This is a genomic window from Flavobacterium sp. 140616W15, from assembly GCF_003668995.1.
GTDB lineage: Bacteria > Bacteroidota > Bacteroidia > Flavobacteriales > Flavobacteriaceae > Flavobacterium.
Genome location: NZ_CP033068.1, coordinates 4459615 through 4472850, shown reverse-complemented (window position 1 = coordinate 4472850; position 13236 = coordinate 4459615). Strand labels below are relative to the sequence as shown.

General features: G+C 32.0%; 9 protein-coding genes. 5 read left to right on the top strand and 4 right to left on the bottom strand.

Annotated elements, in window-relative coordinates; translation table 11 throughout:
• Window positions 1-85 precede the first annotated feature (85 nt).
• A complete protein-coding gene (locus EAG11_RS19595) occupies window positions 86-2452 on the bottom strand; it encodes an RND family transporter (protein WP_129540663.1) in 2367 nt (788 codons plus the stop codon).
• A gap of 198 nt (window positions 2453-2650) precedes the next feature.
• On the opposite strand from EAG11_RS19595, the gene EAG11_RS19590 reads away from it, so the two are divergent.
• The 5 genes from EAG11_RS19590 to EAG11_RS19570 all read left to right on the top strand — a co-directional run bounded on the left by EAG11_RS19590 (window position 2651) and on the right by EAG11_RS19570 (window position 9085).
• Window positions 2651-4921: a cation:proton antiporter gene (locus tag EAG11_RS19590; RefSeq protein ID WP_129540662.1), complete on the top strand. Its 2271-nt coding sequence runs from the start codon at window positions 2651-2653 to the stop codon at window positions 4919-4921.
• 3 nt (window positions 4922-4924) lie between these two features.
• Window positions 4925-5254 carry a multidrug efflux SMR transporter gene (locus tag EAG11_RS19585; RefSeq protein WP_129540661.1) on the top strand — a complete coding sequence of 110 codons (330 nt, stop codon included), beginning with the start codon at window positions 4925-4927 and terminating at the stop codon, window positions 5252-5254.
• A gap of 4 nt (window positions 5255-5258) precedes the next feature.
• Window positions 5259-6017 carry a sensor histidine kinase gene (locus EAG11_RS19580; protein WP_207209609.1) on the top strand — a complete coding sequence of 253 codons (759 nt, stop codon included), beginning with the start codon at window positions 5259-5261 and terminating at the stop codon, window positions 6015-6017.
• The gene (locus EAG11_RS19575) at window positions 5983-6702 is read left to right on the top strand and encodes a LytTR family DNA-binding domain-containing protein (protein ID WP_129540660.1); all 720 of its coding nucleotides are present in this window, start codon (window positions 5983-5985) and stop codon (window positions 6700-6702) included. Before EAG11_RS19580 ends, EAG11_RS19575 begins: the two co-directional genes overlap by 35 nt.
• Before the next feature lie 112 nt (window positions 6703-6814).
• On the top strand, window positions 6815-9085 hold the full coding sequence (locus EAG11_RS19570) for a cation:proton antiporter (protein ID WP_129540659.1): 2271 nt from the start codon (window positions 6815-6817) through the stop codon (window positions 9083-9085).
• A 39-nt stretch (window positions 9086-9124) separates the two neighbouring features.
• Here EAG11_RS19570 and EAG11_RS19565 read toward each other — a convergent pair whose 3' ends face one another.
• The 3 genes from EAG11_RS19565 to pyrH form a co-directional block, all read right to left on the bottom strand.
• Window positions 9125-11626, bottom strand: coding sequence for a DUF5686 family protein (locus tag EAG11_RS19565; protein WP_129540658.1), 2502 nt, complete (start codon window positions 11624-11626; stop codon window positions 9125-9127).
• 107 nt (window positions 11627-11733) lie between these two features.
• Window positions 11734-12297, bottom strand: coding sequence for a ribosome recycling factor (gene frr, locus EAG11_RS19560; RefSeq protein ID WP_129540657.1), 564 nt, complete (start codon window positions 12295-12297; stop codon window positions 11734-11736).
• A 140-nt stretch (window positions 12298-12437) separates the two neighbouring features.
• Complete coding sequence (gene pyrH, locus EAG11_RS19555) at window positions 12438-13145, bottom strand: UMP kinase (RefSeq protein WP_129540656.1); 708 nt, start codon at window positions 13143-13145, stop codon at window positions 12438-12440.
• Between the last annotated feature and the right edge of the window lie 91 nt (window positions 13146-13236).

Here is a 13236-nt window from a genome sequence, read left to right as displayed (position 1 = left end):
TCGTAAACTAATTCAACTCAACCGTTGATTTTGTGCAAATTCGTGAAATTCGTGTTAGTTTTTTTTCTACTTATTCAAGGTAAGATTAAATCTCTCCTTCTATAACATCTTCTTTTTTAGTTTTTTTCTTTTCAAACGTCAATACCAAAGCTGGTAAGACTAATATGTTTGCAAACATCGCAAATGCCAGCGTGCATGAAATTAATCCTCCCAATGCGATTGTTCCGCTAAAGCTTGAAAGTGTAAACGTTGCAAATCCTAAGATCAATACAACAGAAGTATAAAAAGTACTAATTCCAGTTTCTCTTAATGCACTGAAAACTGATTTCTTGACCTTTCCGTTATTCTGTAACAAATCATGTCGGTATTTTGCCATAAACTGAATTGCATTATCTACAGATATACCAAATGCAATACTAAACACTAATATCGTTGATGGCTTAAGTGGAATCCCAAAATACCCCATTAATCCAGATGTAATACAAAGTGGTAATATGTTTGTTATAACCGAAGCAAAAACCATTTTGAACGATCTGAACAAATACAACATAAGTACTGCAATAACAAAAATGGCAAAAATTAATGATTCAATTAAATTATCTACTAAATAAGAAGTTCCTTTCTGAAAAACTAATGCTTTACCTGTTACCGTAACTTCATAGCGATCTTTTGGGAAAATTTCATTAATTTTAGAATGAAGTTTCTTCTCGACTTTAGCCATTTCATCAGTACCAATATCTTTCATAAACGTTGTAATTCGAGCGTACTGGCCTGTCGAATCCACATAACTTTTCATTAAATTATCCTTATTGTTTTTTACTGCATTTTTAGCATAAGCCAAAATAAATGTCTGTTCCTGTGAAGTTGGTAATTGATAATACTCAGGTTTCCCGTTATAAAAAGCCTGTTTCGAGTATTTAACCAAATTTACTATAGAGACTGGTTTAGACAATTCTGGCATCCCTTCGATTGTAGCCTGTAACTCGTCCATTTTACGCATTGTCGATAATTTCATGACCCCTTTTTTACGTTTGGTGTCAATCATAATTTCTAATGGCATCACTCCATTAAATTCCTTTTCGTAAAACAAAATATCTTTAAAGAAAGAAGCACTTTTTGGCATTTCTCCAATCAAACTTCCTGACACTTTCATTTGCGATACCCCAATAATACTAAACAGCAAAAGCAATCCGTAGATGGTATATATAACTTTTCGTTTGTATTTTACTACACTCTCTACCCAATCCAATAGTACCGAAATATAGGTTTTAGTTAAATGATGCAAGTGTTTTTCCTTAGGAATCGACATAAAACTGTACACAATTGGCACGATTAAAAGCGTTAAAAAATAAACAGAAATAACATTAATCGATGTCACTAAACCAAACTCAAAAAGCAAATCATTCCCAGTAATCATAAAGGTTGCAAATCCAACTGCAGTAGTAAGGTTTGTCATCAGAGTCGAAACTCCAATTTTAGAAATAATACGTTGCAAAGCTTTTGCTTGGTTGTTATGCAATTTTATTTCCTGTTGGTATTTATTAATCAAGAAAATACAATTTGTAATCCCAATAACGATTATCAATGGCGGAATTATTGCTGTTAAAACAGTAATTTTATAATGAAACAAACCAAGTGTTCCAAAAGACCAAACTACACCAACAATTAAGATACATATTGAAATAAAAGTCGCCCTAAATGAACGGAAAAAGAAAAAGAAAATCAACGAGACGGTAAGTAAAGCCGCACCAATAAAAAGGCCTATTTCACCTTTCATATTATCTGCATTAATAGTCCTGATGTATGGCATTCCAGAAACACGTAAATCGATTCCGGTTGTTTTCTCGAACTTATCAATCTTAGGAACTAAATTTTCAAGAATAAACGTTTTTCTCTCTGCTGTATTTACAAGCTTTTTGTTCATATAAACCGCAGATCGGATACTTCCGCTTTCTTTATTAAACAACAGCCCTTCATAAAACGGCAAATTATGAAACAAATCGTATTGCACCGTTTGCAAATATGCTGGATCAAGCGCTTTCTTTTGATCAATAAACGGAGCTAAGACAAATTTTTCGTTTACAGTATCTTTTTCTAATTTTTTCAAATCACTTAAAGAAACTACCAAATCGACCTCTTTAGCCTTTTTCAAACCTGTCATTAATTCATTCCAGGCAGCATAATTTTTTGGTGTAAAAAAAGTTGAATCTTTAAAACCTATAACGATAAGATTGCCTTCTTCTCCAAACTTATCTAAAAATTTCTGATAGTCTTTATTTGCGATATGCTCTTTTGGAAGCAAGTTAGCCTCAGTATAAGTCATAGCAAGATTTTTCCATTGGTAACCAAGGAAAAGTGTAATTGCAATAATAATCCCTAAAATTACAATCCTGTTTTTGAGTATAATTCTAGCAATTAATTCCCAAAAACCTACATTCGATTTCTTTTTCATAAAAATTTTAAAAATGGTTGCAAATGTACTAAAAAACACAGGAAAGGATAAATTTTGGTTAACCTTTTATGTTGTTAGATGTATAAATTACCGTTAATTTTTTACAATAAGTTAATTGAAATTGATACGATTTCTTAGCTCCCTTTTCTGATATTTGTATTATTTTTGAGAAAATAATTACATTATTTAAAATACAGGATGAAAAACTACAAAAACGCATTGTTTTATATAGGAGTAACTGGAGGTTTTACGGCTTTAATATACTGGATTATCACTAAAGGAAAATACTTAGAAGCAAATAAAACAATAGAAGTTTTAGGATCAGGAAAAGGTTCGTGGTATGATTTTATCGCTTCGATGCGATCGAATTTTCAAGATCCACTTGCCATCTTATTAGCCCAAATAATAACAATCATTTTTGTTGCACGGTTTTTTGGATGGGTTTTTAAACGTATTGGGCAACCATCTGTAATAGGTGAAATCATTGCTGGTATTGTCTTAGGCCCTTCCTTATTAGGCTTGTACTTTCCAGAATTCTCTATGGCCTTATTTCCTGTGGAGTCATTAGGCAATTTGAAATTTTTAAGTCAGATTGGTTTGATTCTTTTCATGTTTGTAATAGGAATGGAACTTGATTTAAAAGCCCTAAAAAACAAAGCCAATGAAGCAGTTGTAATAAGCCATGCCAGTATCGTAATTCCTTTTGCACTAGGTATCGGATTATCTTATTTTGTTTATAATCGATTTGCTCCCGAAGGTGTAAAATTTCTATCCTTTAGTTTATTTATGGGTATTGCCATGAGTATTACTGCATTTCCTGTTTTAGCACGTATCGTTCAGGAGCGAGGCATTCATAAAACTAAGTTAGGTACCATTGTTATTACATGCGCGGCTGCAGATGATATTACCGCTTGGTGCTTGCTTGCTGTGGTTATTGCTATCGTAAAAGCAGGCTCATTTGTAAGTTCGATATACATCATCTTTCTGGCTGTCATTTATGTTCTGGCAATGTTATACATCGTAAAACCATTCTTAAAAAGAATTGGTGATCTATACGGAGCTAAATCCAGCATTGACAAGCCCGTAGTGGCAATTTTTGTACTTACTCTTATTGCTTCTTCATATGCAACCGAAGTTATCGGTATTCATGCTCTTTTTGGCGCTTTTATGACTGGTGCAATCATGCCAGATGTTCCCAAATTCCGAACGATGTTTATTGAGAAAGTCGAAGATGTATCTGTGATTTTATTACTGCCACTTTTCTTTGTGTTTACTGGTCTAAAAACCGAAATCGGACTTATAAACGATCCTTATTTATGGACTATAACCGGAATGATTATTTTGGTTGCAGTTGTTGGTAAATTTTTCGGAAGCGCTTTTGCTGCTAAATTTGTGGGACAAAGTTGGAAAGACAGCTTAACCATAGGAGCTTTAATGAACACAAGAGGATTAATGGAATTAGTTGTTCTAAACATAGGACTAGAACTTAAAGTTTTAACTCCCGAAGTTTTTACAATGATGGTAATAATGGCGTTGGTAACCACTTTTATGACCGGCCCTGCATTAGATTTAATCGATTATATATTTAAAGACAAAGAAGTTCCTGTTCTCGAAACACCATCAATTAGCAGTAAATACCGAATTTTGATTTCTTTTGGGAACAACGAAAAAGGAAAATCTCTTTTGCGATTAGCAAATAGTCTTGTCAAAAAACAACAAGATACCTCTCAAGTTACAGCAATGCACTTATCCTTAAGTGATGAAATGCACGCTTTTAATATTGAAGACAAAGAAAAAAACAGCTTTATTCCGATTGTCGAAGAATCTAAAATTCTTAAACAGGAAATCACTACTATTTTTAAAGCTACTATAGATATCGAAACCGATATTGCCGACATTGCCAATCAAGGCGACTACGATTTACTACTAGTTGGTTTAGGACAATCTATTTTTGAAGGAACATTATTAGGGAAAGTAATTGGCTTTACGACCCGAATTATTAACCCTGATCGTCTGATAGATAAATTTACAGGGAAAGAAGGGTTGTTTCAAAACTCTCCTTTTGATGAAAGAACACGATTGATTGTTTCGAAAACCAAAATGCCTTTGGGGATTTTAATCGACAAAGAATTACAAAGTGTAAATCATATATTTATTCCAATATTTAATGTCGAAGATACATTCCTGATAGATTACGCACAAAAATTAATATACAACAACAATTCAATCATCAGTATTCTGGATGTAAACGGAAACATAGAAACAAATTTTGTAATTAAGAGTGCGATTACTACCTTGGAGCAAAAATTTCCTAAAAACATATCGATGATGAACGATCGTATCATCAAAAAAGAATTTTTAGACAAACAAGACCTAATGATTATTAGTCTTGAAAGTTGGAAAGCATTAGTCGACTCCAGAAGTACCTGGTTGAGCAATGTGCCTTCTGTATTAATTATTAAACCCTAAAAAATGAATTGGATTTTACTTGTAATAGCTGGGCTATTTGAAGTAGGTTTTGCCTCTTGTCTTGGCAAAGCCAAAGAATCATCTGGAATGGTAGCAACTTACTGGATGATTGGATTTTTTGTATGCCTTACAATAAGCATGCTTTTATTATACAAAGCAACTCAGGTTTTACCTATAGGAACAGCCTATGCCGTTTGGACAGGAATTGGAGCCGTAGGAACTGTTTTGGTTGGAATTCTTATCTTTAAAGAACCTGCAACATTTTGGAGAATATTTTTCTTAACGACTTTAATAGCTTCAATTATTGGGTTAAAATTTGTTTCAAGCCATTAATAACATGCAAACAAGCACCACTATAACTAATCTTCTACTAGCAATAATTATTTTGCTAGTAGCCCTGATTGGTTATATAGTCTATCAATTGGTTCAATCTAGAAAAGCCAAAGAAATAGCCGAAAAGAATTTTTATCTGCTAGAGATGAAGGTAAATGATTTGCAATTGGAAACATTAGAATCTAAACTTAATCCTCATCTTTTTAAGAATATCCTTAATTCAATTCAATCACATGCGTATCAAACTTATTTTGCTTTAGACAAATTGGCCAATGTGCTAGATTACATCCTTTACGAGAGCAAGAAAAAGTTGGTCACTCCAAAAGAAGAAATTGAATTTGCATTGAATTTAATCGAAATCAACAAAATTAAAATTAGTCCACTTTTTGAATTAAAAGTAAAGACTATTATTGGCGAAGACGAAAAACTATACGACCAGCCATTGCTCGCTCCTTTAATCTCTATCGATTTAATCGAAAATGCTTTTAAACATGCAGATATACAAAATGCAGATGCCTTTATTTCAATAATATTTGAATTAAAAGACAATCATTTCTCTCTAACAGTATCTAATAAAGTTTCGGATAAAAAGGTATTAAAGAAAGAACGAAGCGGTATAGGAAATGCCACATTAGAACAACGATTAAAAATTATCTATAAAAATCAATTCAAACTTGATAAATTTGTAGAGAACGATACTTACATTGCTCATTTAAAAATTAATCTACTTGAATACAAAACTCAAATGCTTATTACTGGATGATGAGTTACCCGGATTAACTTATCTAAAAATGCTGTGTGAGCAAATTCCCGAATTAGAGATTGTAAAAGCTTTTAATAATCCCGAAAAATTATTGTCTGAAATTCCAAATCTAGATTTCGATTTATTAATATCTGATATCGAAATGCCCGGGATTGACGGACTAGATTTAGCCCGTTTACTTGAAAACAAATTAGTTGTTTTTTGTACTGCTTACAAAGAATATGCAGCCGAAGCATTTAATATTGATGCCGTAGATTATATTACAAAGCCTGTAAAATTAGAACGTCTACAAAAGGCTGTTTCTAAAGCGCTTGAGCAGTTTAACAAACCCGAAGCAGTCAAAACCTTCATGCAGTTAAATACAGACAAAGGAAAAACCTTGTTGTATTTTAATCAAATTCAATACATAGAAACTGCTACAACTGACAGTCGTGACAAAACAGTACTTCTAGCAGATGGAAGCTTACTTACTTTAAAAAACATAAACTTTGGTTCACTCCTAAAACAATTACCCGAGGCCTATTTTTGTCGAGTAAATAAAAAGGAAATCATTGCAATGAGTGCTATTAAATTTTTCAATCACAACGAAATAGTACTGCACCATCAAAGAAAAAACGGAACAAATATTACACTTTCTTTGAGCGAAACCTACCGATCTGACTTTTTACTTAAAGTAAAAATATAACTTATTACAAAATTTCCCCATCTTATTACATCTAATAAGAATTAGCTTTGATTTTCCTTTTTTCCTCAAAAGTCACTCCGCATCTTTACACAATAAATCAAAATGACGTGATATGAAGAACATTAAAAATTCATTATTTTATCTCATAATTATTGGTGGATTTTCTGCTTTAATTTATTTGGTAATCTCAAAAGGAAAAGCTTTAGAAATAGGAAGAGAAATTGTTCAAAAGAAAATAGAGAGTAGCCATTGGAATGATTTTCTTTCGGCAATGATTGAAAACTTACAACATCCACTTGCTATTTTACTTGCCCAAATTATTACAATTATTTTGGTAGCACGTTTCTTTGGATGGGTTTTTAGAAAAATTGGTCAACCCTCTGTAATTGGAGAAATGGTTGCTGGTATTGTTTTAGGGCCATCTCTTATCGGAATGTACTTCCCTGAATTTTCAGCTACTTTATTTCCACAAGAATCTTTAGGAAATCTGCAATTTTTAAGCCAAATAGGTTTAATACTTTTTATGTTCGTAATTGGTATGGAACTGGACTTAAAAGTACTAAAAAACAAAGCACATGAATCTGTTGTAATTAGCCATGCAAGTATCGTAATTCCATTTGCTTTGGGCTTAACTTTAGCCTATTTCATTTATCATACTTTTGCCCCTATTGGAGTTGAATTTGCTTCTTTTGGACTATTTATGGGAATTGCTATGAGTATTACAGCATTTCCAGTTTTAGCTAGAATTGTTCAAGAACGAGGTTTACAAAAAACCAAGCTCGGAACCATTGCTATAACTTGTGCTGCAGCAGATGATATTACTGCTTGGTGTATTCTAGCCGTAGTAATTGCTATTGTAAAAGCTGGTTCTTTTACTAGTTCATTATACGTAATTGGATTAGCAATTATTTATGTAATTGTAATGCTTAAAATAGTTCGTCCGTTTTTAAAACGTGTAGGAGACTTAAATTCAACCCGTGAGAGTTTAAACAAACCTGTAGTTGCTATTTTCTTCTTAACACTTCTATTTTCTGCTTATGCTTCTGAGTTAATCGGAATTCATGCCTTATTTGGTGCTTTTTTAGCAGGAGCAATTATGCCTGAAAACCATAAATTCCGTAATATTTTTATCGAAAAAGTAGAAGACGTATCTGTTATACTTTTACTTCCTTTATTCTTCGTTTTTACAGGATTACGTACTCAAATAGGTTTATTAAACGACCCTTATTTATGGAAAGTTACTGGAGTAATTATTGCAGTAGCTGTCGTTGGAAAATTCTTTGGAAGTGCCTTTGCAGCCAAATTTGTAGGACAAAGCTGGAAAGACAGCTTAGCCATCGGTGCTTTAATGAATACTCGTGGTTTAATGGAATTGGTTGTTTTAAATATAGGATACGATTTAGGTGTTTTATCAACTGAAATTTTTACTATGATGGTAATTATGGCATTGGTTACGACCTTTATGACCGGACCCGCTTTAGATTTTATCAATTTCATTTTTAAAGACAAAAAAACTGTTATCCCAGAAGAAATAGGCAACAAAAGCAAATACAAAATCCTATTTTCATTTGACACTCCTGACAAAGGAAAAACATTATTACGAATTGCAAATAGCTTGACTAAAAAACAACCTGACAATACCATTGTAACTGCAATGCATTTATCATTAAGTTCTGAGTTACATCCTTTTGAAGTAAAAGATTATGAAAGAGAAATGCTTTTACCAGTTATTTCTGAATCGGAAAGTTTGAATCAAAATATGGTTAGTCTTTTTAAATTATCTAATGATATTGATGCTGACATAACCGAAACAGCAAATCAAGGTGAATATGATTTATTATTAGTTAGTTTAGGACAATCTATTTTTGAAGGAACCTTATTAGGTAAAATACTAGGATTCACCACTAGAATAGTAAATCCAGACCGTTTAATCGATAAATTTACAGGAAAGGAAGGTCTGTTCGAAAATTCTCCTTTTGACGAGAGAACAAGACATGTTATTACAAAAAGCAAAATGCCTGTTGGGATTTTTATTGATAAGGAGCTAGAAGAAATAAATCAGGTTTTCATACCTATTTTTAGCAAAGAAGATTCTTTCCTTATTGAATATGCCAAGAAATTGATTAACAACAATGGTTCTCAAATTACCATTTTGGATGCTAGTGGCGAATTAAAGAACAATCGTGAAATGCAGGAATCTATCCGATCTATTGAACAAATTGCTCCTAACCATATCATGCTAATGCACGATAGAACTATTAAAAAAGAGTTTATAGAGCATCAGGATTTAATGATTATTAGCTTAGACAGCTGGAAAAAACTAATCGAATCTCAAAGTACATGGCTTAATAACACGCCATCGGTCTTAATTCTTAAACCATAATAATTTAAAAAATCCCATCTGCTTCAGATGGGATTTTTTTTAAATACCTAAATCAAGTACAAAACTCAATTTAACAGCTATATTATCTTCAAATCTTGGTAATTGGTTTGGTCCATAACGATAGAATCCGCTTAATCCTAAACCACTAAAAATCTGATTTATTTCTATACCAGACTCAAAGAATCCTTTGTTCAATGTCTTATAATCAATCCCGACATGTTGTTCTGGATTTTCCATATTTCCCCATGCCATGCGCGAAACCATTACTAAAGACGGTCTTACTTTTTTGATTATTTTAAATCGGTTAAAACCATGTTTAACCTGGAAAATTGCATATTTACTTGAAAAGAATTCATTAAAAAACATTGTTTCAAAACTATTTCTGCCTGCAAATGTTACCCTCTGAATCATTGTTTCTTTGGTAATATTATTTGGTGAAGTATTATACAAATGTGTGATTGGTACATCTCCCATTGCATACCCTCCTTGCAAAAGCAAACTTGTTTTTTGTCCGTTTAGATATTTTTTTTCATATTCTGTTTTAAAATCTATTTTAGAGAAATTAAAATCATTTTCTGCAATGTTAGGCAATGATTGTGTGTATTGAATCGTAAACTTTGGAAATCTTTTTTCAATCTCAATTCGCCCGTTAGGTGTTTGCATATAATCACTGAAAGGATTCCATGCCAATGAAAGCATTGCCGTAGTCATAACATAATTGGTATACAACCTTCCATTTAAATTGTAAGCATAATCAAATTTGGGCTCTATTAAGGAACGTGAAATTTCAAAAATACTTTCCGTTTTCGGGACGATTCGCGTAGCCAAATAACCAGTCCAACTAACATATTTGTAGAATGTACTAATATTTATAGGTCGAGGGTCATACAATTTAAAAACTCTTTTATCAACCGCAAAAACAGTACTACCAATCTCCCTCACATCATTGGTATAAGATCCTCCTACCCATGTATTCGAGAATCGTTCTACTCGAGTCGATAAATCTAAGTTATACTTAAAAGCCCCATCTTTGGTACCATATCCAGCATAGCCCCCAATCTTATATTTTTTTGAGAAAAACTCATTAGTAACACCACCTAAGCCAAATCTAAATCCTTCGTAATTATTATAGCTAAATAGTTTTCTTAAATCTAAATCGACTACACTTATTGGCAGGTAACCATTAATAATTTTTCTTCCAAACCTAATTTTACTTTCAATTCTTTTTTTCAAAGAAATACTATCCAGCAACATATATGTTTTTTGAGAACGTATATCCAAACTATCTTTTCGATACTTATTCCAAAAACTTTCTGGTTTTTTAATAGCATCATCTTTAATTTCGATATATAAAGATGGATTTTTTATTTCTATGGGTGTATTATAATGCACATCAAAATTATTACTCTCAGATACTAGATAAGTATAATCTGAAGCTTCTTTTTTTCTATGTATATCTTCTTCTTGCTCTGCATCTCCATCAAACTGAATTGTACCACCAAGAATCTTAATATCATCATCATTCTTTCCTTTTACTATTTTAAAAGTAGACCCCTTTGGAAACCATATTTTCTGCTCAGGGATATAATCAAACTCATGTATTCCACTAATATCAAGTACGCCTTTAATACGCATTACTGCTTTTGCGATAGCATAACTATCCTGATCAATATAAAGAACTCCTTCTAGTCCCAATTCAGGTTTCCTCATTCGGTTTTTAAAATAAACCATATAGGTTTCTCTACCTTTTATCAAAACGGTATCAAGCAATTTATAATTGTAATCTTTTAAAGCATCTTTGGCAATTGGACTATTATACTTCGTTTCGAAAAGTTCATAATTCGAATCGTATATAGAAATAGATTGCAAATTAAAAGCAATAACTTCATAGATAGGTTGTTTGAAGCCCGCCATTTTTGTTCCTAAAATGGTTTCTTTTAGTTTATTATTTCCAAATTGATATTGTGAAACTTTTTCTGTTTGAAACAAATGCTGTTTATTAGAGATCTCTTTGAATTTGAAGTTAGCCGAATCAACTTTAATAAATCTTCGACCTATAGCTTCTTGTACAAAAATAGAATCCAGTCTTGAACTAATAGAATCTGGATTAGCAGTTACAATTAATTTATTATACGTTTTATACTCAAAACTGGTTAGCTTTTTTTGCGGGTTATTTTTGTTCTTGCTCTCAATTGTTTTCCTAATAATTGCCAAAGCAGGATTTTCGTTTGAGATGATAACTTCTTTTAAAGCTGCGGTAGATTCTACTAATCCAACTTTATAAAAATTTTTATTAGCAGAAGTATATATTATAGCCGAAGTATATCCGATATAAGAAACCGTAAAATACTCAATACTAGCGGTAGATTGAAGTGTGAATTTACCATCGACATCGGTGATAGAATTCACCCCGTCATCGGTAACTATTGTAGCAAAAGGGAGTGGTTTATTTGTAACTTTTTCCGTTACAATTCCGTTTATCTGGAATTGCGCTTGTATAGAAAGCGTGAAAAATAATGTTAAGAAACACAATAACTTCATACAAAAAACAATATTACAAATTAGGCTTGTGATATCACAAAAGTAAGCATAAAAAAATCCGTCTCGCATAAAATTAACAAGACGGATTTTTAATTGTTACAAAAAGATTAAACCTTCATGATTTCAGCTTCTTTATTAGCCAATAATTCATCAATTTTTTTAATATAACTATTCGTTAGATTTTGTACTTCTTCTTCTGCGCTTTTGCAAACATCTTCTGAAGTTCCTTCTTTTTCTAATTTTTTAATATCTGTGTTAGCATCTTTACGAACGTTTCTCACACCAATTTTAGCATCTTCTGCTTCTGATTTTGCTTGTTTTGCCAAATCTCTACGACGCTCTTCTGTTAATGGCGGAACGCTGATAATGATCACATCTCCGTTATTCATTGGATTAAATCCAATATTAGCTACCATAATTGCTTTTTCAATTGCTTGCAACATATTTTTTTCAAAAGGTTGCAAAGTAATTGTTCTTGCATCAGGTACACTAATTTTTGCTACTTGCGACAGCGGTGTTGCTGAACCATAATAATCTACAAAAACACTCCCTAGCATAGCCGGAGATGCTTTTCCTGCACGAATATTTAGAAATTCTTTTTCTAAATGCGCAATAGAATTTGCCATTGATTCTTTAGTGCTATCTAAGATAAATTCGATTTCTTCAGTCATTTTTTTTAGATTTTTAGATTTTTAGACGATTCAATTTTTAGATCCCTACAAATGATTCGTTTAATTTACTAACTAATATAATTTTATTTTTTTAATGATTCCTCTAAAAGATTGTCAAAATTTAGAAAAATCTAAGTACTCTAGATATTTACTACAGTTCCGATATTTTCACCTTCGCAAATTTTCAATAAATTTCCGATTTTATTCATATCAAAAACTACAATTGGTAATTTATTTTCCTGACTTAATGTAAAAGCGGTAGTATCCATTACATTTAATCCTTTTTTAAGCACATCTTCAAAAGAGATAAAATCAAATTTTACAGCAGCTGCATTTTTCTCTGGATCAGAATCATAAACACCATCAACACGAGTTCCTTTTAAGATAACATCTGCATTAATTTCGATACCTCTTAAAACTGCTGCAGTATCTGTTGTAAAGTAAGGATTTCCTGTACCTGCACCAAAAATTACAATTCTGTTTTTCTCAAGGTGACGCACAGCTCGTCTTTTAATATAAGGTTCTGCAATTGATTCGATTTTTAGAGCCGTTTGCAAACGTGTTAACATTCCTTTATTTTCCAAAGCTCCTTGTAATGCCATTCCGTTAATTACGGTAGCAAGCATTCCCATATAATCACCCTGTACTCTATCCATTCCTGAACTTACCCCAGAAACTCCTCTAAAAATATTTCCTCCTCCAATTACAATGGCAATTTCTACTCCCTTTGCATGAATCTGCTTAATTTCTTCTGCATATTCGTCCAATCTCTTTGGGTCAATTCCGTATTGTAAATCTCCCATTAAGGCTTCTCCACTTAATTTAAGAAGAATTCTTTTGTATTTCATTTCTATGTTGCGTTGGTTTGTGCAAATATAGACATATTCTCATTTTTAAAAATAGTGTTTTAAAAAAATTAATTTATCTTCTAACTTTTAT

Bases quoted from the DNA above. Each gene is read 5' to 3' on its own strand.
- EAG11_RS19595 (WP_129540663.1), bottom strand. From the start codon at position 2,452: ATGAAAAAGAAATCGAATGTAGGTTTTTGGGAATTAATTGCTAGAATT.
- EAG11_RS19590 (WP_129540662.1), top strand. From the start codon at position 2,651: ATGAAAAACTACAAAAACGCATTGTTTTATATAGGAGTAACTGGAGGT.
- EAG11_RS19585 (WP_129540661.1), top strand. From the start codon at position 4,925: ATGAATTGGATTTTACTTGTAATAGCTGGGCTATTTGAAGTAGGTTTT.
- EAG11_RS19580 (WP_207209609.1), top strand. From the start codon at position 5,259: ATGCAAACAAGCACCACTATAACTAATCTTCTACTAGCAATAATTATT.
- EAG11_RS19570 (WP_129540659.1), top strand. From the start codon at position 6,815: ATGAAGAACATTAAAAATTCATTATTTTATCTCATAATTATTGGTGGA.
- EAG11_RS19565 (WP_129540658.1), bottom strand. From the start codon at position 11,626: ATGAAGTTATTGTGTTTCTTAACATTATTTTTCACGCTTTCTATACAA.
- frr (WP_129540657.1), bottom strand. From the start codon at position 12,297: ATGACTGAAGAAATCGAATTTATCTTAGATAGCACTAAAGAATCAATG.
- pyrH (WP_129540656.1), bottom strand. From the start codon at position 13,145: ATGAAATACAAAAGAATTCTTCTTAAATTAAGTGGAGAAGCCTTAATG.